Origin of the sequence: Pseudomonas sp. W22_MBD1_FP4 (assembly GCF_052113765.1) — a bacterium.
Classification (GTDB): Bacteria; Pseudomonadota; Gammaproteobacteria; order Pseudomonadales; family Pseudomonadaceae; genus Aquipseudomonas; species Aquipseudomonas sivasensis.
In genome coordinates, this window is record NZ_JBGQOI010000019.1 from 53240 (window position 1) to 76631 (window position 23392).

Here is a 23392-nt window from a genome sequence, read left to right on the forward strand (position 1 = left end):
TCCTTGTGAAATAGGCTGAAGCGCCGCCCCTGACCATCAGGGGCGGCGACGTTTCAACTGGCTACGGGTTGCAGCGCCAGGTGCTGCAACAGACCCTGAAGCAGGGTCGGGTGGTTAAGCATGTCGTAGTGGCCGGCGGCGATCTGTTCATTGCTCCGGGCGCTGGCCAGGTTCGATGCCGGCTGGTCGGCAAGCGCCTTGGCCCACCAGCAATGGGCTTGCGCCCGGGTGGGCGGCAAGCCGTCCAGTCCCGTGGACAACGCCTTGAGTTTCATCGCTACCTGGAACGTGTGAGCCAGCTCCTCGGTGCTGATTGCGGCATACACCGAACGCGCGGCAGCGCCTGCCTGGACCTGTGCGATCAGTTGCTCCAGCACCGCGCTGTCCGTCGTCGCCCTGACGTCGAAGGCTGGCAAGTCCTCGGCCGCGAGGCCGAACAGTACCGCGAGGAACCCGCGCAAGTCCTCGCTCCAGTCGTCGCTCAAGACGTCTTCGCCAGTGGGCACAAAACTGTCCACTAGGCCGAGAAACTCCACACGTTGGCCCTGGCTTTCCAGCTCCTGGGCCACCAGCACCGCGAGGGTGCCGCCCAGCGACCAGCCCACCAGGTGGTACGGGCCGCTGGCTTGCTGCTGGCGGATGTACTGGCTGTAATCGATGGCCATGGACGCCAGGGAATCATCGTTCCACTGACGGTCCAGCAGCATGCGGCATTGCAGGCCGTAGACGCTGCGCTGTCCATCCAAGCGACGGGCCAGGGGCTCGTAGTCGAACACCGTGCCAAAACCGGCATGCAGGCAGAACAACGGCGAGCTGTGCGTCGTTTCACTGTTGAGCAGCAGCAGCGGATTAAGGCTGGCATCGTCCTCGGCAAACCCGGACAGCTCAGCGATGGTGGGTTTGCCGATCATGTCCCGCAGTTTCAGTTCGATGCCGATATCCGGCTGGCTGCGCACCTTCGACAGCACCTTGAGAATGCGCAGCGAGTCGCCGCCCAATTCAAAGAAGTTGTCGGTGACGCCTACGCTCTCCAACTCCAGCACCTCCTGCCAGATCGCTGCCAGTTGTGCCTCCAACGCATTGCGCGGTGCAACGAAGGCGCGGCCTTTGAAGTCCGGGTCAGGCAGGGCCAGGCGGTCCAACTTGCCGTTGGGGTTGAGCGGGAAGGCCGGAAGCGCGAGGATTTGCGCCGGCACCATGTAGTCGGGCAATTCCACCTGCAAAGCTGCACGCAGGCGTTCGCCCAGCCCGGCCGAAGCGTCGGCCACCACGTAACCGATCAGTTGCTTGCCGCCGGCCGTATCGCGGGCGACCACCACGGCGTCTTGCACGTCGGGGATCTCGCGCAGGCGTGACTCAATTTCTCCCAGTTCGATACGGAAACCGCGGATTTTCACCTGGTTGTCCAGGCGGCCAAGGTAGTCGATCACGCCGTCGGGGCGTTGGCGCACCAGATCCCCGGTGCGATACAGGCGTGTGCCGTCGGCAGCGAACGGGTCAACCACAAACCGTTCGGCGCTCAGGCCGGGCCGCTGGTGATACCCACGGGCAACGCCTTCGCCGCCGATGTACAACTCGCCCGCCACGCCATCGGGCACGGGGTTGAGGTGTTCGTCCAGCACATACAGGGTACGTTCACCGACGCGGGTGCCGATCGGCGCGTATACCGCGTTGCAGCGTTCGTTGGCACTCACTTTCCACAGCAGCGGGGTAACCACGGTTTCGGTGGGGCCGTATCCGTTGGTCAGGTACTGCGGCTTGAGCACGCGTTTGACCAGCTCGAAGTTGGCCTCGGCCACCGCGTCACCGCCGAAGCAGTAGATGCGCACGGGCGGTGGTGCATCGGTTTGGCTGGCGCCGTACTCGGCCAGCTGTTGCAGATACGCCGGAGGGAAGCAGGCGATGCTGATGCTGTGGGCGTGCAGCGCTTGCCAGGTTTCTTCCGGTGTCCACAGCTGGTTACCCCGCACCACCAGGCACCCGCCGCTTTGCAGTGTCGACAGCCAACGCTCCTGGGCACCGTCGAAGGCGAACGACATGAACAGCAATTCGCGGGTGCCGCTGTCCATCTCGTAACGCTCGGCAATCGCTTGGCAATGCATGCGAATTTGCCCATGGGTCACGGCGACGCCCTTGGGCTTGCCAGTGGAGCCCGAGGTGTAAATCAGATAAGCCAAGTTATCGTCGTGCACCTGCGGCGCAGGGCACGTCGCCGGCCAGTCCGACAGCGGCAGGCGATCCAGGTCGATAAGCGTCGCCTCGCCCAGGCCGTCGAAGCGCGACCGCAGCGAGTGCTGGCTGATCAGTACGCTCATGGCAGAGTCTTCGACGATCCACTGCACGCGGTCCTGCGGGTAGTCAATGTCCAGCGGCACGTAGGCGGCGCCGGTTTTCATGACGCCATAGAACGCGACAATGACGTCCACCGAACGCTCCAGAGCGACGCCAACGAACATCTCCGGCCCGATGCCCTGGGCCATGAGGCAGTGGGCCAGGCGGTTGGCCCGGGCATCCAGTTCGCCGTAGCTCAACTCGATCCCGTCGCACACCACCGCCACTGCGTCAGGGCGCTCCAGTGCGTGTTGACGGATCACCTGTGCCAGGTGGGCGCGTGGTGCCATGGTTGGGCTCAGCACGTTACGTTGCAGCAACAGTTGCTGTTCGGTGCCTGCCAGCATAGTGAGGCTGCCGACGTTGGCCTGGGCGTTGTTCAGCAGTTCCAGCAGCAGGGTTTCAAAGCTGCGCAGGATTTGTGCGGTGGCGGCCTCGGTAAAGCGGTTGCGCAGGTACAGGAACTCGATCTTCAGGGTGTCGCCGAGGTTGATCGCCAGGTCCATGGCAAAGTTGGTCACATCGCGGCTGCTGACGTCGCCGAAGCTCAGGCGTTCTTGCCCGGCTTCCTGCAGGCGTTCGTCCACCGGGTAGTTTTCAAACACCAGAATGCTGTCAAACAGCGGCTGGCCACCTTGGCCCGACCAGCGTTGTACGTCCGCCAGGGACGCGTGCTCGTGGTCGCGCACTTCCAGGTTATAGGCCTGCAACGCTTGCAGCCATTGGGCGACGGGCATGTGCGGTTGCGGGGTCTGGATAATGGGCAAGGTGTTGATAAACAGCCCGAGCATGTCCTCCGAGCCTGGCAGGCTGGCCGGACGACCCGCGACCGTCGCGCCGAAGCACACGGTGTCCTGGCCGGTATAGCGCTGCAACAGCAGTAACCACGTGGCCTGGATCAGCGTGTTCGGGGTGACGCGCAGACGTTGGGCTTGCTCACGCAAGTGTGCGGTTTGCAGCGCATCCCAATTCAGATACAGCGCCGCGTGGCCTTCCAATTCCATGGCCGGTTTGGGCGACAGGCTGTTGGCGAGGGACGAGGTGCCGTTCAAGTCCTGGAGCTTGGTTTTCCAGAACTGCTCCAGTACCGCCTGGGATTGATCTTGCAGCCAGCGGATGTAATCGCGGTAATGCCCGCGTTTGGCCGGTGCGGCCTGGCCGTTGTAGATCGCGAAGACTTCACCCAACAGCCGCGAGTTGGACCAGCCGTCCATGAGGATGTGGTGGCTGGTCCAGATCAGGTAGTGCGTTTGCGGGTCGAGCTGCACCAGGGTCAGGCGTGTGAGCGGCGCACGCAGAAGTTCGAAGCCACGGGCGCAATCCTGGCTCGCGAGCACCTCCAGGTCTTGGGCGTTGACGTCCCGTTGCTGCCAGTCGAGTACGTCGACAGGCATCGTCGCCGCGCGATAGACCACTTGCAGCGGTTCGGCCAGTTGGTTGTCGGCCCAGAACCCGGTACGCAGGATTTCATGGCGCTCAATCACGGCGTTCCAGGCTGCGGTGAACCGCGCAACGTCCAGGCCGGTGACCGAGACGGCCATCTGGTTCACGTACAGAGCGCTTTCCGGTGCTTCCAGTGTGTGGAACAGCATGCCCTGTTGCATCGCCGACAACGGGTAGACGTCTTCGACTTGTGGCAACGGCACCGGCAGGCGATCCAGTTGTGCCTGGCTGATCCGCGCCAGCGGGAAGTCGGACGGCGTGACCCCCACGTTGGCGGTGTCGCAGCAATGCTCGATCAGGGCCAGCAGCTCGCGCTTGAGGTCATCGGCCAGGTGCGCAATGGTCGCTTCGTCGAACATCTCCCGGCTGAATTGCCAGCCTAGGGTCAGTTCATCACCGTATACCTGGCCATTGAGGCTCAGCCAATTGCTCAGTGGCGCATTCAGCGCCTGCTCACGGCCGCTGCCTTCGGCGGCAGGGGCCAGCAACGAGCCCTGACTGGCATCGAAACTGCCGTCGAACTGGCCAAGGTAGTTGAACGTGATGCGTGGTGCCTGCAAGGCGCCGAGGCTGGCCCGTGCCTGCGGCGTGCCTAGGTAGCGTAGGGCGCCATAGCCAAGGCCTTTGTCGGGGATTGCCCGCAACTGTTCCTTGATCTGCTTGATGGAGTCGCCAAGGTTGGCGGCCGGCACGAGCTTGACCGGGAACAGGCTGGTGAACCAACCCACCGTGCGGGTCAGGTCGATGTCATCGAACAGGTCTTCGCGGCCATGACCTTCCAGCTCGATCAGGCAGTGCGGGGCGCCGGTCCAGCGGCTGATGACACGTGCCAGGGCCGTCAGCAGCAAGTCGTTGATCTGCGTTCGATAGGCCTTGGGCGCCTGCTGCAGCAATTGTTTTGTCTGCCGGGCGTCGAGGTGGGTATGCAGCGTGTGGCTGTGGCGATTATCCAGGCTGCCATGGGGACGTTCGCATGGCAGGTCGGGCGTGTTGGTGTCGAGTTGCGCCAGCCAGTAGTTCAGTTCGTCCTGGGACGTCTGGTTTTGCGCGCGGCGTTGCAGGCGCTCGGCCCAGGCCTTGACCGAACTGGTGCGGGCCGGCAACTGCACCGGCTGCTGGTCGCTGACCTGTTGATAGGCGTTTTGCAGGTCTTCAAAAAGAATCCGCCAGGACACGCCATCCACTGCCAGGTGGTGGATCACCAACAACAAGCGTTGGGTACCGTCAGCCAAGTGGATCAACAAGGCGCGGATCAGCGGGCCGTGTTGCAGGTCGAGGCTGCCTTGGGCTTGATCGCACAGGTCCGACAATTGCTCGGCGGTGGCGTCAATCTGTTGCAACTGCCAGTCGACCATTGGCCGGTACTGGGCGCTCCAGCCGCCGGGGTGTTGCTCAAAGCTCAAACGCAGGGCGTCGTGGTGCTCAATCACCGCGTGCAACGCCTGTTGCAGTGCCTCGGCCACCAGCGGTTGCGCAGGTTGGAGCAGTACTGACTGGTTCCAGTGATGGCGCTCAGGGATCGCCGTTTCAAAAAACACCTGGTGAATCGGCAGCAACGTGAGCGGGCCGGTGGCTGGGCCTTGATCGATCACCTGGGCACTTGCGCCGATACGGGCCACGCTGGCCAGGCCTTGCACGGTCTGGTGTTGGAACAGTTCCTTGGGTGTAAAGGCGATGCCTTGCTGGCGGGCGCGGCTGACCACCTGGATGGAGATGATGGAGTCACCGCCCAGTTCGAAGAAATTGTCGTTCAGGCCGACGCGTTCCAATTTCAGTACGTCTTGCCAGATGGCGGCAATCTGCTGTTCCAGTGGGCTGTGCGGCGCCACGTAGGCTTTTTGCAACAGGTTTGCATCAGGTTTCGGCAGAGCCTTGCGGTCCAGTTTGCCGTTGGGGCTCAGGGGCAGTTGGTCGAGGAAGATCAACTGGGCCGGCACCATGTAGTCGGGCAAGTGTTCGCTCAGGCGGTGTTTGATGTCGCTGCGCAGGTCAGCGGCGTCACGGGCTTGAGCGGGCACGGCGTAGGCGACTAACTGCCCGTCAGCCGCAATCACCACCGCTTCACGCACGCAGTCCAATTCCATCAGGCGGGTTTCGATTTCCCCCAACTCAATGCGCAGGCCACGGATTTTTACCTGGTGGTCGATACGGCCACGGTATTCGATCACGCCGTCAGGACGGTAGCTGGCCAGGTCGCCGGTGCGGTACAGGCGTTGGCCATCACCGAACGGGCTGGTCATGAAGCGTTCGGCGGTGAGGGCAGGGCGGCGGTGGTAACCGCGCGCCAGGCCTTCGCCGCCCAGGTACAACTCGCCGATGACACCGGCCGGCACCGGTTGCAGCTCGGCATCGAGGATGTAGGTGGTGAGGTTGGCGATCGGCTGGCCAATCGGCACGCTGGCCTTGCCTTCTTCGCGGCAGGTCCAATGGGTTACGTCGATGGCGGCTTCGGTGGGGCCGTAGAGGTTGAACAACCCGGCGTTCGGCAGCTTGGCGAACACCTGTTGTTGGGCGTCCACCGGCAAGGCTTCGCCGCTGCAGATGATGCGTGTCAGGCCGGTGCACTGGGCGACCTGTTCGTCCAGCAGGAACACCTGCAGCATCGACGGCACGAAGTGCAGGGTCGTGACCTGGTAACGCTGAATCAGGCTGATCAGGATGGCCGGGTCGCGATGATCGCCAGGCCCGGCAACAGCCAAACGGGCGCCGGTCATCAGCGGCCAGAAGAACTCCCACACCGACACGTCGAAGCTGAACGGGGTCTTTTGCAGCACCGTGTCGTCGGCGGTCAACCCATAGGCCTGTTGCATCCAGCACAGCCGGTTGGTCAGGGCCGAATGCCGGTTGCCGGCGCCTTTGGGCTTGCCGGTGGAACCTGAGGTGTAGATGACGTAGGCCAGGTTTTCACCGTCAACGGCGACCTCCGGGTTGGTGTCGGCATAAGCGCTGACGTCCAGTTGATCGAGGGTCAGCACCGGCAGCGCAGCCGGAATCGGCAGCTGCGTGAGCAGGTGCTGCTGGGTCAACAGCAGGCCAATGCCGCTGTCTTCGATCATGTAGCTGAGGCGGTCCTGCGGGTATTCCGGGTCCAGCGGCACATAGGCGGCGCCGGCCTTGAGCACGGCGAGCAGGCCGATGACCATCTCCAGGCTACGCTCGGTGGCGATACCGACCAGTGCATCGGGGCCGACGCCCAGTTCCATCAGCTTGTGGGCGAGCTGGTTGGCGCGCTGGTTGAGCTGGTGATAGCTCAGCTGTTGATCGCCGAACACCAGCGCCGTGGCATTGGGTGTGGCCGCCACTTGGGCTTCGATCAGTTGCTGGACGCTGTGGTGCAGCGGGTAGCGGGTGGCGGTGGCGTTCCACGCGCTGACAATGTGCTGCTGCTCGGCGTGGTCGAGCATCGCCAAATCTGCAACTCGCTGTTGTGGGTCGGCAATCAGGCTGTGCAGCAGCTGTTGCCAATGCCGCCCAAGGCGCTCGATGGTGGTGGCGTTGAACAGGTCGGTGGCGTAGGTCAGGGTCGCGCTCAAGCCTTCGGCCGATTCGCTGGTGCTGAGGGTCAGGTCAAATTGCGAGGTGCTGCCTTCCCAGTCCAATCCCTCGACCTGCAACGCCGAAGGCAGTGACGGACGTTCGGTGGCGCTGGGTTTGTCGGCACTCTGGTGGTTGAACATCACTTGGAAGAGCGGGTTGTGGCTGAGGCTGCGTTCCGGTTGCAAGGCCTCCACCAATTGTTCGAATGGCAGGTCCTGATGCGCCTGGGCATCCAATGCATGTTGCTTGACCTGTTGCAGCAGAGCCTCGACCCGCAGGTGCGAGCTGAACTCGGCTTTCATGACTTGGGTGTTCACGAAGAAGCCAATCAGCCCCTCGGTTTCGAGCCGGTTGCGGTTAGCAATCGGCACACCGACGCGGATATCGTTTTGGCCGCTGTAGCGGTGCAACAGAGTCTGGAAAGACGCCAGCAACAGCATGAACGGCGTCACGCCAACGCGATGGGCAAAGGCGTGCACGGCATCGCCCAGGCCGGGCGCCAGGGTGATTGACAGGTGGGCACCTCGGTAGCTTTGTTCCGCCGGGCGCGGGCGATCCGTCGGCAACTCCAATACGCTGTGTTCACCGGCCAACTGGCCGGTCCAGTACGCCAGTTGACGTTCGCGCTCGCCGGCTTGCATCCATTGCCGTTGCCAGGCGGCATAGTCGGCGTACTGGATGGGCAACGGTGCCAGTGCGTGAGGCTGTCCAGATTGGGCGGCGCCGTACAGGCTGATCAGTTCCTCCACCATCAACTGCACCGACCAGCCATCGGAAACGATGTGGTGCTGGGTCAGTACCAGTACATGTTCATCGTCCGCCAGACGCAGCAGCCTGACCCGCAGCAGCGGGCCGTTTTGCAGGTCGAACAGTTGCCGGGTTTCGTGCTCCACAAAGGCCTTGATCGTGGCGTCGTCCGGCGTGCCGTTCAGCGTCTCGACCACCAACGCCAGCGGTGCCTGGTCGGCGATGATTTGGCGGGGGTGTTCGTTGTCCACCACGAAGGTGGTGCGCAGTGCTTCGTGACGCGCGATCAGTTGATTGAACGCGTGCTCCAGCGCCGCGACATCCAGCGTGCCCTTGAGGCGCAGGGCGGCCGGCAGGTGGTACGCGGCGCTGTGCGGGTCCAATTGCCAGAGGAACCACTGGCGCTCCTGTGCGTAGGACAGGGGCAGCGATTGAGTGCGTTCGACGGGCACCAATGGCAGCTCATGCTGCCGCGCGCGACCGTCCAGGCCGGCGACGAAATCCCCGAGCACGCTGCGTTCGAACAGGCTGCGCAGGGCCACATCCAGCCCCAGGGCCTGACGCACCCTGGAGATGATCTGGGTTGCCAGCAACGAATGGCCGCCCAGTGCGAAGAAGTCATCCGTGAGGCCCACCTGCTCAAGGTTGAGCACGCTTTGCCAGATTCCGGCGACCTGGATTTCCAGGGCCGTTCGCGGCGCCACATAGTGGTTTTGCTGTTGGCTGGCATCCGGCTTGGGCAGCGCTTTACGGTCCAGCTTGCCGTTCGGGCTCAGGGGCAATACATCAAGGAACATCAGGAAGCCCGGGACCATGTAGTCCGGCAGCACGGCTGCCAGCGCGGCTTTGATCGACTGACGCAGCTCTGCGTGCGGCACGGCCGTGGCTTGAGGCACCACATAACCCACCAACTGCAAACCGCTGGCGGCCGGTTGGGCGAGGACGATGGCGTCTCGCACCACGTCGTGCTCCAGCAGTCGGGCTTCGATTTCGCCCAACTCGATACGGAACCCGCGAATCTTCACCTGATGGTCGATCCGGCCGACGTACTCGATCACCCCGTCGGGGGTGTAGCGCGCAAGGTCGCCGGTGCGGTACAAGCGGCCGCCACTTTGGCTGAACGGGTCGGGCATGAAGCGCTCGGCCGTCAGGTCCGGGCGATTGAAATAACCCCGCGCCAGCAACTCGCCGCCGATCACCAGTTCGCCCACCACGCCAATCGGCGCCGGGGCACCGCTGTCGTCCAGCAGGTAAATGCTGCGTCCGGCCAGGACCTTGCCGATGGGCATGGTCAAAGGCGTAGGGCGTGCGCCGGTTACATAGTCGGTGCAATCAAGGGCCGTGACCGTCACCGTGGCTTCAGTCGGGCCGTAGGTGTTGAGTAATTTGACGTGGCCAAGGCCGGCCTGGCTCCACGCGGCGAGGCCTTCTGGCGGCATGGCTTCACCACCGGCGTGCACTTGCTTGAGGCGCCCGTAATCCCGTGTGCCAGCCGCGGCAAAGTCCTTGGCCAGCAGGTTCCAGTAGGCCGTGGTGAGGTCGACCACGCTGATCTGGTGCTTGATCAGGGCGTGGTAGAAGGTCTCGGTGTCCCAGATTTCGGTGCCGCGCAGCACCACCGACGCGCCGCAGATCAGGGCCGGGTACAGCTGCTCGACGAAACCGTCGAAGTTGAAGGTGGAAAACTGCAGGATGCGGTCGCCGCCATTGAGATTGAAGAACCCCAACGACACGTAGGCATGGCGAGTCAGCGAGGACTGGTTGATGCCCACGCCTTTTGGCCGGCCAGTGGAGCCGGAGGTGAACATCACATAGGCAAGGTTATCGGCATGGGCACGATTGACCAGGTTGCTGTCGTCCAGATCGACCCAGGCTTGGTTCTGGTCCAGGCACAGGTGCGCCACATCGGCAGGAATCTTCAGGCGTTCGCGCAAGTGGCTCTGGGTCAGCATCAGTTGCGTGCCGCTGTCTTCGATCATGCACAGCAACCGATCCTGCGGGTATTCAGGGTCCAGGGGCACGTAGGCGCCACCGGCCTTGAGCACCGCCAGCAAGCCGATGATCATGTCCAGGCCGCGCTCCACGGCAATCCCCACCAGCACGTCGGGCCCGACGCCCAGGCTCACCAGATGGCGAGCCAGGCGATTGGCCTGGGCGTTGAGTTCGGCGTAACTCAACTGGCGGTCTTCGAAGAGCAAGGCCGGGGCTGATGGTTGCTTCGCCACCTGGGCTTCAAACAGCTGATGAACCCGTTGTTCACTTGGGTAATCGAGGGTGGCACTGCTCCAGTCATGGAGCATCAGGTGCCGCTCTTCATGCCCAAGCATGTCCATTTCACCCAGGCGTTGCTGCGGGTTACGGACGATGGCCTGCAACAGGTTTTGCCAATGCCCGGCCAGGCGCTGGACGGTTGAGGCTTCAAACAGGTCGATCGCATAGGTGAGGGTGGCCAGCAGATCGTCGGCGGACTCGGTGGTGTCCAGCGAGAGGTCAAACTGGGTGCTGGGTAGCGTGCCTTCCAAGACTTCAAGGCTCAGGCCGGGCAGGCTGACGCTGTTTTGCGGCTGCACGCTGGCATGGTTGTACATCACCTGGAACAGCGGGCTGTGGCTGAGGCTGCGCTCCGGTTGCAGGGCTTCCACCAGTTGCTCGAAGGGCAGGTCCTGATGAGCCTGGGCTTGCAAGGCGTGGTGTTTGACCTGTTGCAGCACGTCGACAAACCGCGCCTGGCCGTTGAGCTCTGCGCGCAGCACCTGGGTGTTGACGAAAAACCCGATCAGCCCTTCGGTTTCCACGCGGTTGCGGTTGGCAATCGGCACACCGACACGGATGTCGGTTTGCCCGCTGTAGCGGTGCAACAGGGTTTGGAACGAGGCCAGCAACAGCATGAACAACGTCACGCCTTGCTGCTGGGCCAATTGCTTGAGCGACTGATTCAGCTCGTGGCCCAGCGCCAGTTCCAATTGGGCGCCGCGGTAGCTTTGCTCCGACGGCCGGGTGTGGTCGGCGGGCAGTTCCAATACCGTCTGCTCGCCACCCAACTGTTCGGTCCAGTAGGCCAGTTGGCGCTCGCGCTCTCCGGCCTCCATCCACTGGCGCTGCCACACGCCATAGTCGGCGTATTGGACGGGCAGGTCAGGCAGGCTGACGGGTTGCTGCTGGCTGAAACCGGCGTACAGGGCAATCAGCTCCTGGATCATCACGTTGATCGACCAGCCATCGGAGACAATATGGTGCTGGGTGAGGATCAGGACGTGATCGTCATCCGCCAGTTTCAGCAGTTTGACCCGCAGCAGCGGGCCATGCTGCAAGTCGAACAGCTGCTGGATTTCGTGTTCAACACACGCCTGGATCGCCTGCTCGTCTGCGCCCAGCCGTGACTCGACGGTGATCGCCAGCGGAGCGTGGGCGGCGATCCGTTGCACGGTACGCTCGCCGTCCTGGGTGAACGAGGTGCGCAGGCTTTCATGGCGCTCGATCAGGTGGTCAAAGCTGCGCTGCAGTGCCTGGGTGTCCAGATGGCCGCGCAGGCGCAGGGCCGCCGGTATGTGATACGCGGTGCTTTGAGGGTCCAGTTGCCAGAGGAACCACTGGCGTTCCTGGGCGTAAGACAGGCGCAGCGGCTGGTCGCGCGCGACCCGGACCAAGGGCGGCTCGTGGCGGACCGGTTCCTGCGCCAAGGTGGCGACGAACGCCTGCAAGGTGCTGCATTCGAACAGGCTGCGCAGGGGCACATCGGTGTTCAGGGCATGACGCACACGGGAGACGACCTGGGTAGCCAACAGTGAATGTCCGCCCAGCTCAAAGAAGTCATCGTGCAGGCCGACGGCTTCACGCTTGAGCACGTCTTGCCAGATGGCGGCGATCTGCTGTTCCAGTGGGCTCTGCGGCGCCACGTAGGCTTTTTGCAACAGGTTTGCATCAGGTTTCGGCAGGGCCTTGCGGTCCAGTTTGCCGTTGGGGCTCAGGGGCAGTTGGTCGAGGAAGATCAACTGGGCCGGCACCATGTAGTCGGGCAAGTGTTCGCTCAGACGGTGTTTGATGTCGCTGCGCAGGTCAGCGGCGTCACGGGCTTGAGCGGGCACAGCGTAGGCGACTAACTGCCCGTCAGCCGCGATCACCACCGCTTCGCGCACGCAGTCCAATTCCATCAGGCGGGTTTCGATTTCCCCCAGCTCAATGCGCAGGCCACGGATTTTTACCTGGTGGTCGATACGGCCACGGTATTCGATCACGCCGTCAGGACGGTAGCTGGCCAGGTCGCCGGTGCGGTACAGGCGTTGGCCATCACCGAACGGGCTGGTCATGAAGCGTTCGGCGGTGAGGGCAGGGCGGCGGTGGTAACCGCGCGCCAGGCCTTCGCCGCCCAGGTACAACTCGCCGATGACACCGGCGGGCACCGGTTGCAGCTCGGCATCGAGGATGTAGGTGGTGAGGTTGGCGATCGGCTGGCCAATCGGCACGCTGGCCTTGCCTTCCTCGCGGCAGGTCCAGTGGGTTACGTCGATGGCGGCTTCGGTGGGGCCGTAGAGGTTGAACAACCCGGCGTTCGGCAGTTTGGCGAACACCTGTTGTTGGGCATCCACCGGCAGGGCTTCGCCGCTGCAGATGATGCGTGTCAGGCGGGTGCACTGGGCGACCTGTTCGTCCAGCAGGAACACCTGCAGCATCGACGGCACGAAGTGCAGGGTTGTCACCAGGTAACGCTGAATCAGGCTGATCAGGATGGCCGGATCGCGATGATCGCCAGGCCCGGCAACGGCCAAACGGGCGCCGGTCATCAGCGGCCAGAAGAATTCCCACACCGACACGTCGAAGCTGAAAGGGGTCTTTTGCAGCACCGTGTCGTCGGAGGTCAACCCATAGGCCTGTTGCATCCAGCACAGCCGGTTGGTCAGGGCCGAATGCCGGTTGCCGGCGCCCTTGGGCTTGCCGGTGGAACCTGAGGTGTAGATGACGTAGGCCAGGTTTTCACCGTCAACGGCGACTTCTGGGTTGGTGTCGGCATAAGCGCTGACGTCCAGTTGATCGAGGGCCAGCACCGGCAGCGCAGCCGGAATCGGCAACTGCGTGAGCAGGTGCTGCTGGGTCAACAGCAGGCCAATGCCGCTGTCCTCGATCATGTAGCTGAGGCGGTCCTGCGGGTATTCCGGGTCCAGCGGCACATAGGCGCCGCCGGCCTTGAGCACGGCGAGCAGGCCGATGACCATCTCCAGGCTACGCTCGGTGGCGATACCCACCAGTGCATCGGGGCCGACGCCCAGTTCCATCAGCTTGTGGGCGAGCTGGTTGGCGCGCTGGTTGAGCTGGCGATAGCTTAGCTGTTGATCGCCGAACACCAGCGCCGTGGCATTGGGTGTGGCCGCCACTTGGGCTTCGATCAGTTGCTGGACGCTGTGGTGCAGCGGGTAGCGGGTGGCGGTGGCGTTCCACGCGATGACAATGTGCTGCTGCTCGGCGTGGTCGAGCATCGGCAGTTCGGCCAGTCGCCGCTGCGGCCCGTCAACGAGGCTTTGCAGCAAGCGCAGCCAGTGCTGTCCCAGGCGTTCAATCGTCGCCGCGCCGAACAGAGCCGTGCTGTACTCGATGCTCGCCGTGATCTGTTGTGGCGTGTAGTCCACGTCCATCGACAGGTCGAACTTGGCCTCATGTTGCGCCACCGGCAGGAACGCCAGGCTCAGCTCACCCAGCGTCAGAGCGGCCGGTTGATCCTGGCTCACCCGCCAGTTGAACAGGGTCTGGAACAACGGGTTGGCCTGAGTGCTGCGTTGCGGCTGCAAGCGCTCGATGATCAGTTCAATCGGGTAGTCGGCATGTTCCATCGCCGCCCGCGATTGCTGGCGCAGCGCTTGGAGAAACTCGCCTGTGGTCAGGTCGTCGGTGAGTTGCGTGCGATAGATCTGGCTGCTGACGAAGAACCCCACCAGGTCCTGGGTCTCGCTCTGATTACGGCTGGCATTCGGCACGCCAACGGTGAAATCCTGCTGGCCGCTGTAGCGACTGAGCAGCAGTTGCCAGGTGCCCAGCAGCACGATAAACGGCGTCAGGTCCTGTTGCTGGCAGAAGCTGTGCAACTGTTGGCTCAGGGCTGTGGGCACTGACAGTTGAAGATTGCCGGCACGGTGTTGTTGTTCGGCATTGCGGGGGAACTCGGTAGGCAGGTCCAGCGTGGGAATCTCCCGTCCCAGGTAACCCGCCCAATAGTCGGCGGCCCGCTGTTGTTCGGGTGTGTTCGGGTACTCCTCGCGCTGCCAGCGGGCGTAGTCCGCGTACTGGATCGCAGGTCGCGCCAGCGGCGTGGTATCGCCCTGGCCAGCGCGTTGGTAAGCCTGGATCAGGTCGTGCATCAGGATCGGGTTGGACCAGGCGTCCGAGACGATGTGGTGCATGTTCAACAGCAGGATATGCTCGTCGCGCTCAAGGGTGATCAGGGTGGCGCGAATCAGCGGGGCTTGCCCCAGGTCAAACGGTGCACCGGCCTCGGCGGCCAGGCGCTCAGTCACGGCGGTGCTACGGGCGTGCGGTGCCAGGCCTGAGAGGTCCTCTTCGCGCACGTGGATGCGGGCTTGCGGGTCAAGCACTTGCCGGGGTTCATCATCGACGGTCTGGAACGCGGTTTTCAGCACGTCGTGCCGGTCGATGATCTGCTGCAAGGCCGCGGCGAGCGCCGATGTATCCAGCGGCCCGCGCAGGTGCAGCGCGTTGGGAAGGTTGTAGGCGCTGCTGTCGGGCGAGAGTTGTTGCAGGAACCACAGGCGTTGTTGGGCGAAGGACAGGGGAGTGGGGCCGCGATGGGTGGAAGCCTTGATGGAATGCTCTGAACCGACGTCGTCGGCCATCAACAAAGCCAGCAAGTCGTCGTCGGGGAGTTGATTCAGTGGGTTCATGTTTGGTCTCGTCGCCATCGGCTGCGTAAATATGCGTTGTCAGAAAGACGAAGCGTGGCCGACGAGATTTAGGTGTGACGTGGGACTTGGCAGGCAGCGGCGAGCGGCAGGGCGCTCGCCGGAGGGGGAGGTCAGGCGAAGGCTTTTTCGGTAATGACGCGCCCGGCTTCCATGCGCACCAGTTGGTCGGCGATATCGAAGTAACGATCATCGTGGGAGATCACGATGATGGTCTTGCCCAGGCGCTTGAGGTCCGGCAGCAGCTCTGTGTAGAACACGCGGCGGAAGGTCGGGTCCTGGTCGGCGGCCCACTCGTCGAAGACCAGCACTGGACGCTCGTCGAGCCAGGCGTTGATCAGCGCCAGGCGCTTGCGCTGCCCGGTGGAGAGGTCGGTGGTGGTGAAAGCGCCATCGCGGATGCTGACCTTGTGCGCGATTTCCATGCGCTCCAGGTATTGGTTGGCGTCGTCCGGCAGGGCTTTATCGCTTTGCACCAGTTCGTCGAACAGGTAGTAGTCGGCAAAAATCGTGGTGAACATCTGCCGGTAATCATCCAGGCCATGGGCGTCCACCGTTGTGCCGTTGAGGCGGATCTCACCTTGCTGCGGGGTGTACAGGCCTAGCAGCAGTTTGATCAGGGTGGTCTTGCCGCAGCCGTTTTCGCCGACGATAAACAGGATTTCCCCAGGCTCGATGGTCAGGTTCACCGGGCCCAGCTTGAAGGGCGCGCTGCCTTCCACGGGCGGAAACGCGTATTGCACGTCGCGCAATTCCAGATGCTTCATGGTCGGCGTGCGGCTCTCATCGGCGTCAAGCAGCAAGTGCGGTTCCGGCGACGAGAAGCGTTCGGACAGGTCGGCAATGCGTCGAAAGGCGATCTGCGCGCGGCTGATGATCGGCAGGTTGGCGATCAGGTTTTCCAGCGGGCCTTTCATATAGAGCAGCACCAGTACAAAGCCGCTCATCATGGCCGGGTTGTTGCTGGGCCAGAACGATTGCAGGGTCAGTGCCAGGCCGATGACCACAAAGAACAGCATCGAACCCAGGCTCTTGGCGATCACGAAAATATTGATCGAGCGCACGTGGGTGTCGCAGATGTGGTCGGCGGTGGCCTGGATGTTGCGGGTCAGCATCGCGTGACGGCGCTTGCGATGGATCCGCAGTTCCTTGGCGCCTTCGGCGATGGCCGAGTAATGCTTTTGCAGGTTGTCTTCAGCTTCCCGCGCGGCGTAGAAGCCCTTGATGCCTTTGCTTTGCGCGATGAACTGGATCGCCGAGCCGATGCCGATGGCCAGCAGGGTCATGATGAAGATCGGCAGCGAGAGGCTCGCCAGGTAGCCCAGGCAGCCGAGGATAACGGTGATGGAAATGGCCAGCGGAGCGAAGGCGAAGGCGAAGTCGCTGATGGTGTCGACGTCGTGGGTCAGTACCGGAATAAGGCGGTGGCTGCGGTAGCGTTCGATCTGTTCGATTGGCGCTGACAGCACCTTGGCGCCGAGGTCCTTGCGCAGCCTGGCGATGACTTTTTGGCCGACGAAGTTGCTGCCGATGTCGGCGGCAATGCTGCTGAGCAGGGCGAGTAGGCACAGCCCGGCAAAGGCCAGGACCACTGCGGTGGTGAGGCCGGACTCGCTGTGCAGGCCCTGGTTAACCGTGGCAAGCAGAGCCGTGACGCTCACCCCTCCAAGGATGCCGAACAGAATCGACAGAATGACGGTGTAGCGATAGGGCTTGAGCAGGCTCAAGAGTTCGCTGAGGGCGCTACGCGGTTTTGCAGTCATGAAACTACCTCGGTCGCGACGTGGCTACGTGCTAAGGGCGAGTGGAGGCCCGGCGATCCATTTGATCGCTCGCGGGCTTTTGTAGAAGACGTTTCGACTACGGCGCGATTTAGCCTCATTGCGTTGAGCGCGGGCCCTAAATTTATCCGCCAGCCCCACGTTATAGATTGGATGCGGCCATGTTTCATGGCCGGCACCCGTAGGCCGGTGCGCCGATCCCTTCCCATGGACGCTTTCATTTCTATGAGCAGGCGTGCTCGGCCCTCAATGTCCCTGGCGGTTGAGGGTTGAGCGCGTTTAGAGGGGTGGTAAAAAAAAGCAGGTAAATGAGTCTGGTTTTCATTACCTGAACCGTCTTATTAACCAGAGGCGCTCAAAGACGCCACTAATTTCTGCCAAACACACGCCTCATTGTTCAAGGATTGCTGTCGATGCCTTATCTCCTTTGGTTGTCTACGCCCAAGCATTACGCGCTGAAGAAATTGCCGCAGACCGTGCGTCTGATGATGTTGGGCGCCGCGCTGGCTGTGCCGGCTGCCGCCACATTGATGCCGAGCGTCGCACTTGCCCAGAGCGAAGCCGGCAAGGTTGCCTTCGCGATTCCGGCCGGTAAATTATCGGATGCGCTGATGGCATTCGGCTCGGCGGCCGGTGTCTCGATTTCCTACGATCCAGCGATCGCCAGCCAGCGCTCCACTCCAGGGTTGAAAGGGCAGTTTGGCGTGGATGAAGGCCTGTCTCGACTGTTGTCGGGCAGTGGCTTGCAGGCCAGTCGCGAAGCCAGCGGCAGCTATATCGTGATGGCGCCATCCAGCGGTTCGGCGCTGAACCTAGGCGCGACCACGATCAGTGCCGAGGGTCTTGGGGAGACGACTGAAAACACCGGTTCGTACACCACGGGAGCAACCAGCACCGCCACCAAGCTTCCCTTGTCCTTGCGCGAAACGCCGCAGTCGGTGAGCGTGATTACCCGTCAACTGATGGACGACCAGCATCTTTCGACGCTTAACGAAGTGATGGCGTTCACGCCGGGTATCAGCATCAACCACCGCGACAGTGAGCGTTATTCTTTCTATTCCCGTGGCTTCTCAATACAGAACTTTCAGTACGATGGCATTCCGTCGCAAGTGGCCAACGAGTCACAGCAGTACACCGGCCCACTGTCGGACATGGCTATCTATGACCGCGTTGAAGTTGTGCGCGGCGCGACCGGCCTGATGAGTGGTGCAGGCACTCCATCCGCCACCGTCAACCTGGTGCGCAAGCGTCCTACCAGCGACTTCCAGGCATACGTTTCCGGAGAGGCGGGGGCGTGGGACCGCTACCGCTCCGAAGTTGACGTCTCGGGTCCGCTGACAGAAACCGGCAATGTGCGTGGACGTTTCGTCGCGGCTTATCAGAAGCAAAATTCGTTCATTGATTGGTACAAGCAAGAAAAGCGTGTGATGTACGGCGCCCTGGACATCGACTTGAGTGATGACACCACGTTACGCACCAGCCTCGATTACCAGAACAACAACGCCGATGGCACGACTTATGGGCATATCCCGTTGTTCTACAACACCGGCAAACAGACTAATTTCTCCCGTTCGTTCAACCCTGCCAGCCGTTGGGCATTCCAGGACAACACCAGCTATAACTTCAGCACCATGCTGGATCACAAGCTGGCTAACGACTGGAGTTGGAAAACTGCTTACAGCCACCAATACAGCTATCGCAAAGGGGAGGGGGCTTCTGCCAGTAATGGCGCGCCAGACCCAGTGACAGGCGTCGGCGCAAATGCCTATATCAGTCGTCTGGACAGCTACCAGACTCAAGACACCCTGGATACCTTTGCCACCGGCCCGTTCACTTTGGGTGGGCGTCAGCATGAGTTGGTAGTGGGTGCCAGCACTTCGCGCACGCACCTGAACTTTCCGGACTACGTCAGCACTGGAGCCGATGGCGACTTCGCGGCGGTGGACAATATTTTCGCCTGGGATGGCCGTCAGTTCGCTCGACCGAAGTTCGTCGAAAATGGCGGAACGGTTACGAGCCTTCAGCAAAGCGGGGTTTACACTGCGGTGCGTCTGAAGCCATTCGATCCGTTAACCGTAATTCTTGGTACTCGTGTCAGCTGGTGGGATCAGGAAGACCGCGTCACGAGCATTTCGAATCAGAGCAAAGCCACTGACAAAACTCGTAAAACCGGAGTTGTCACTCCCTATGCGGGGATTGTCTACGAGTTGAACGACACCTATTCGGCGTATGCCAGCTACACCAACATCTTCTTGCCGCAGACGTTCTACAAGACGGTTGACGACAAGTCCCTGGAGCCGCTGCAGGGTGACAACTACGAGATTGGCTTGAAAGGCGAATTCTTCAACGGTGCGTTGAACGCCAGTATCGCGTTGTTTGATGTAGAGCAGAAGAACAGCCCTGAGGAGGTCTTCAATCCCAACTCCAACAAAACAGCCTATAAGGCTATCAGCGGCACCAGCACTCGTGGTGTCGAGACCGAGATTTCGGGCGAGTTGACCAAGGGTTGGAACATATTCGGTGGCTACACCTATCGTGAGTCTCACGACAAGAATGGTGAGCGTGTCCAGACCAACCAGCCTTCCAACCTCCTCAAGCTCGGCACTACCTACCGCTTGCAGGGCGACCTGGAACGTCTGACCATTGGCGGCAACGTTACCTGGCAGAGCAAGATGTACGCCGAGGGGCAAGTCCCTCAATACACCGGCCCTACCTACAAGGCAACGCAGGATCCGTTTGCAGTAGTGGGGCTGTTGGCGAACTACAAAGTGGATGAGCACCTGACTGTTGGTCTGAATGTGAACAATCTGTTCGATAAGAAGTATTACGACGGTATTGGTACATTCACTTCGGGCTCCTACGGCGAACCTCGCAACGCAATGATCAACGCCAAGTACGCGTTCTGATCCACCGGGAGCCGGCACGTGTGCCGGCGCCCTCCAGACATAAAAAAACCGCCTGGCTCATGCCAGGCGGTTTTTTTTGCCGGTTTCAGTGTGCGTAATCAGAGATCACGCATAACCCTGAAGCCGATCCAGTCGCCCCGCGTCTGAGGGTAGATAGTGTTGCGGTTGCCCGAGCGCGAAAATACCGGTGCTTCACCCCAGTCATTGCCGCGAATCTGATAGGACTCGCAGTTAGGTTCTACCCAGGCACTGCCGTCGGCAGGGGCGCCGATGTAGTTGGTATGTTCGCAGTCGGCGACGCGCTCGTAGACGTTGCCGTGCATGTCGTACATGCCGAACGCGTTCGGCGGGTAGCTGCCCACTGGCGACGAGTAGCTGTAGCCGTCCGCAGGCCCGTAGGTGTTGGCGTGTTCGGCGATGCTGTAGCCCTTGCCTTCATCGAAGGGGAACGGGAAAGGCCCGGTGGAACCGGCACGGGCGGCGTATTCGCGCTGGGCTTCGCTGACCATTTGGTAGTGTTGGCCGGTCTTTTTCGACAGCCAGGCGACGTAGGCCTTGATGTCGTCCATGTCCATGCACACCGCCGGCTGACGTGGGCCTTGTGGGTAGCGCGGCTTGCTGGCGATGCATTCGCGGCCGGGGCGGGTGTCACCATTGGCGATCTTCACGCCGGTCTGGCGCACATAGCTGTCCCATTCACCGGCAGTGATGTGGAAGCGGCTCATGGCGAACGGTTTGGCGAAGGTCACGTCATGCATCGGGCCTTCATCCGGCTCGCGACCGACCTCATCCTCAGGCGTCCCCATGGTGAAGGTGCCGGCGGGCAGCACGACCATTTCCGGGCAGTCCTTACAGTCCTTGAACACTTTGCCCGGCTGTGGCGCGGCGGCCTGGGCCACGCCTGGCAGCAGGGCGCTGCACAGGGCGGTGAGCGCCAGAGTGGTCAAGGGTTTGAGTCGGAATGGAATCATGTGGGCATCTCGTTCAAAGGGAAAAGTGAGCGTCACACCCGCTGGCGCAGCAGTGTCATGAACCGCTGGATTTCGTCGGCGTTATTGAGCAGGCCAGGCGAGGTGCGAATCACGGGGCCGACATCACGGTCCACCGAATCGATCACCACACGGTGTTTCATCATGTGGGCCACCACTGCTTCACTGTCCTGGCCGTTGATTCGGAAGAAGGTGAAACCGGCGGACAGCGCGGGGTTGCGCGGGGTGACCAGCTCGACCTGTGGCTGCGCCAGCAATTGGTCTTTCAGCTCGGTATTCAGTCCATGGATGCGTGTCTGCACCTGGGCTTTGCCCAACTGCAAGTGCAGCTTGAAGGCTTCATCTGCGGCCCAGCGATGCTCGAAGGCGTGGTAGCCGCCAGGCGTCATGCTGGTGGCGAAGTCCTTGTCCTCGGAGAAGGTCGGCACCATCGGTGTGACGTATTTGTTCTCGGGGTCGCGGGCGCACACCAGACCGGTGCCGCGCGGGCCGAACATCCATTTATGGGTGCCGGCGATGAAGAAGTCGCAGTGCATGTCGGGGAAATCGAGGTTTTCCACGCCGAAGCCGTGCACGCCATCCACCACGTAGAGGATGCGGTCTTGCTCATCGCGGTTGCGGTTGTGCTCGTCCACCAGCTTGCCGATCTCGCCGATGGGCAGCTTCACGCCGCTGCCGGACTGCACCCAGGTCATGCCCAACACACGGGTGTTGGGGCGGATGTTGCGCTGGATATTGCCGAGTACTTCATCGACAGAGACTTGGTTGGCGTTGTCGAACAGTGCGATCCGGCGTACCTGTGTGGCTTGCTTGAGCACACGAAAGTCCAGCACGTTCTGGGTGGCGTAGTGCTCGTGAACCGTGGTCAGGATTTCCTGGTCGGGCCGTACCTTGATCCCGCCATAGATCATCGCCAGCCCTTCGGAGGTGCTGCCGGTCAGGGCGATCTGCGGGGGAGAGGCCTTCAGGTAGCGGCCGGCCCATTCGCGCACCTGGCCTTCACGCTTCCAGGTTTCCTGCAAGTCCCAGTCCATGGCCAGCCCTGGGTTGCGGTCGATCTGTGCGCGGTAACGCTCAATGGCTTCGCGTACCGGTTTGGGGTGCGAGGTCACCAGGAAGTTGGAGAAGTGCAGGTAGTCCGGGTCTTGGTTGAACAGTCGCTTGAACCCGGTCCATGGGTCTTGTGTTACGGCTGCTTGCGCCTGAGGCAGGATGGCAGCGCCCAGCGGCAGGCTGGCGGCAAGTACCCCTGCCTGCTTGAGAAACGTACGGCGGTCGGTCATGGACTGGCTTCTAGAGGGTTAACGGTTGGCCAATGGTTTGGCGGCTTTTTGCACTTGGTCCCAGACCCGTAGGAAGTTGCCTCCCCACAGCTTGGCGATGTCGGCTTCGGAGTAGCCGCGCTGGATCAGCTCGGCGGTGACGTTGCGGATTTCGCCGACGTTGTTCCAACCGTCGATGCCACCACCGTCGTTGAAATCCGAAGACAGGCCGACGTGGTCGATGCCGATCTTGCGCACGGTGTAGTCGATCGCGTTGCCCAGGTCTTTGAGGGTGGCCTTGGGTTCCTCATCGAGGATGCCGTACAGCGCGCTGGCGTACTCGCCGAACCGCTGCTCGGGCCAGGCAGCGATGATGGGATCGCCTGGCATCAGGGCCATGGCCAGGTTCGGCAGGGGCGGCAGGTCAAAACGGGCGCGCAGCGTGTTGAGCTTGTCCTGGGTTGGCTGGCTCAGCGGGCGCAGGTAGGCCGAGAAGGCCACGATCTGCACCACGCCGCCACTGTGCTTGATCAGCTGTAATTCCTTGTCGCTGAGGTTGCGCGGGATATCCACCGCCGCACGCGGCGCCGAGTGGGACGCCACCATTGGTGTGCGGCTCAGCTGCGCCACCTGTTCCAGGGCCTTGGTCGACATCTGCGACACATCGATGATCACGCCCAGGTCATTGAGTCGGTGCACGGCTTGTTTGCCGATGTCGGACAGCCCGTCGAGCGCATCCACCGAATCATTGAAGAATGGCAGCGGGCGCGATGAGTCCGACCAGGCGTTATTGCCCACATAGCTGAAGCCGAACATGCGCATGCCGCGCGCGGCCCACAGGTCCAACTGGTTCAGATCGTTGCCCAGCGGGTAGGCGTTGAGCATGCTCATAAAGATCGCGAACTTGCCCTCGCCATGCAGGCGCCGGAAGTCGTCCGGGGTGTAGGCGATGGCGACCTGGTTGGGGAAGTCGCGCACCATGGCGCTGATGATCTTGTAGCGCACTTCCTGTTCATGGCGTGCCGCTTCGACAAACCCTTCGGTGGGCTTGTGCGGTGCGTTCGGGCCGTTCCAGATTTCCGGCCAGCCGAAGATGGTCAGGGCGGCGCCGGACAAGCGGCCCCGACTGGCCTTGACCAGGTCAAATTGATCGCTGCCGTCCTTGTCCGCTTCTTTGCCTGCGGTGCCGAAATCCACCGGCACAGTGATATGGCTGTCGAACGACAACAACCGATCCTGCATCTCGTTGGCCTGCTTGATCACCTCCAGCGAGTAGCCGGCGTTGCCCCTGAACCAGTGATCCCAGACCAGCAAACCAGCGCCGACGGCCAGGGCCAGCGGCAGGCCGATATACAACGCCTTTTTCGAACGTGATTTTGTCATTGCCATCTCAGTCAGTTGAGGCCTTTGCTATCTGGGAAGAACGAGCGATGAGCGGGGAAATTTAGGCGGGCGAGACGGCGGCGGTAAATTTCCCCTGCCAGCAAACGT

At 62.1% G+C, this 23392-nt stretch carries 6 protein-coding genes; 1 reads left to right on the forward strand and 5 read right to left on the reverse strand.

The features are described 5' to 3' along the window. Nucleotides 1-53: 53 nt before the first annotated feature. Both ACEN2T_RS22400 and ACEN2T_RS22405 read right to left on the reverse strand, forming a co-directional pair. Nucleotides 54-14945 (reverse strand): non-ribosomal peptide synthase/polyketide synthase, encoded by a 14892-nt coding sequence (locus ACEN2T_RS22400; protein WP_442117564.1) that lies wholly within the window; start codon nucleotides 14943-14945, stop codon nucleotides 54-56. Nucleotides 14946-15076: 131 nt separating this feature from the next. Next, on the reverse strand, nucleotides 15077-16726 hold the full coding sequence (locus tag ACEN2T_RS22405; RefSeq protein WP_032885338.1) for a cyclic peptide export ABC transporter: 1650 nt from the start codon (nucleotides 16724-16726) through the stop codon (nucleotides 15077-15079). Between the two features lie 431 nt (nucleotides 16727-17157). Here ACEN2T_RS22405 and ACEN2T_RS22410 point away from each other — a divergent pair, with 431 nt between their 5' ends. Then, nucleotides 17158-19650, forward strand: a complete 2493-nt coding sequence (locus tag ACEN2T_RS22410; RefSeq protein WP_339484234.1) for a TonB-dependent siderophore receptor — start codon at nucleotides 17158-17160, stop codon at nucleotides 19648-19650. A 98-nt stretch (nucleotides 19651-19748) separates the two neighbouring features. Here the strand turns inward: ACEN2T_RS22410 and pvdO are convergent, their stop codons facing one another. Genes pvdO through pvdM form a run of 3 tightly spaced genes read right to left on the reverse strand, consistent with a single transcriptional unit; the run spans nucleotide 19749 to nucleotide 23284 of the window. Further along, complete coding sequence (pvdO, locus tag ACEN2T_RS22415; protein ID WP_442117565.1) at nucleotides 19749-20621, reverse strand: dihydropyoverdine dehydrogenase; 873 nt, start codon at nucleotides 20619-20621, stop codon at nucleotides 19749-19751. A gap of 32 nt (nucleotides 20622-20653) precedes the next feature. After that, a complete protein-coding gene (pvdN, locus tag ACEN2T_RS22420) occupies nucleotides 20654-21922 on the reverse strand; it encodes a pyoverdine-tailoring periplasmic protein PvdN (protein WP_122763626.1) in 1269 nt (422 codons plus the stop codon). A gap of 18 nt (nucleotides 21923-21940) precedes the next feature. Continuing rightward, nucleotides 21941-23284 (reverse strand): pyoverdine-tailoring dipeptidase-like protein PvdM, encoded by a 1344-nt coding sequence (gene pvdM / locus ACEN2T_RS22425; RefSeq protein WP_032885334.1) that lies wholly within the window; start codon nucleotides 23282-23284, stop codon nucleotides 21941-21943. Nucleotides 23285-23392: the final 108 nt, after the last annotated feature.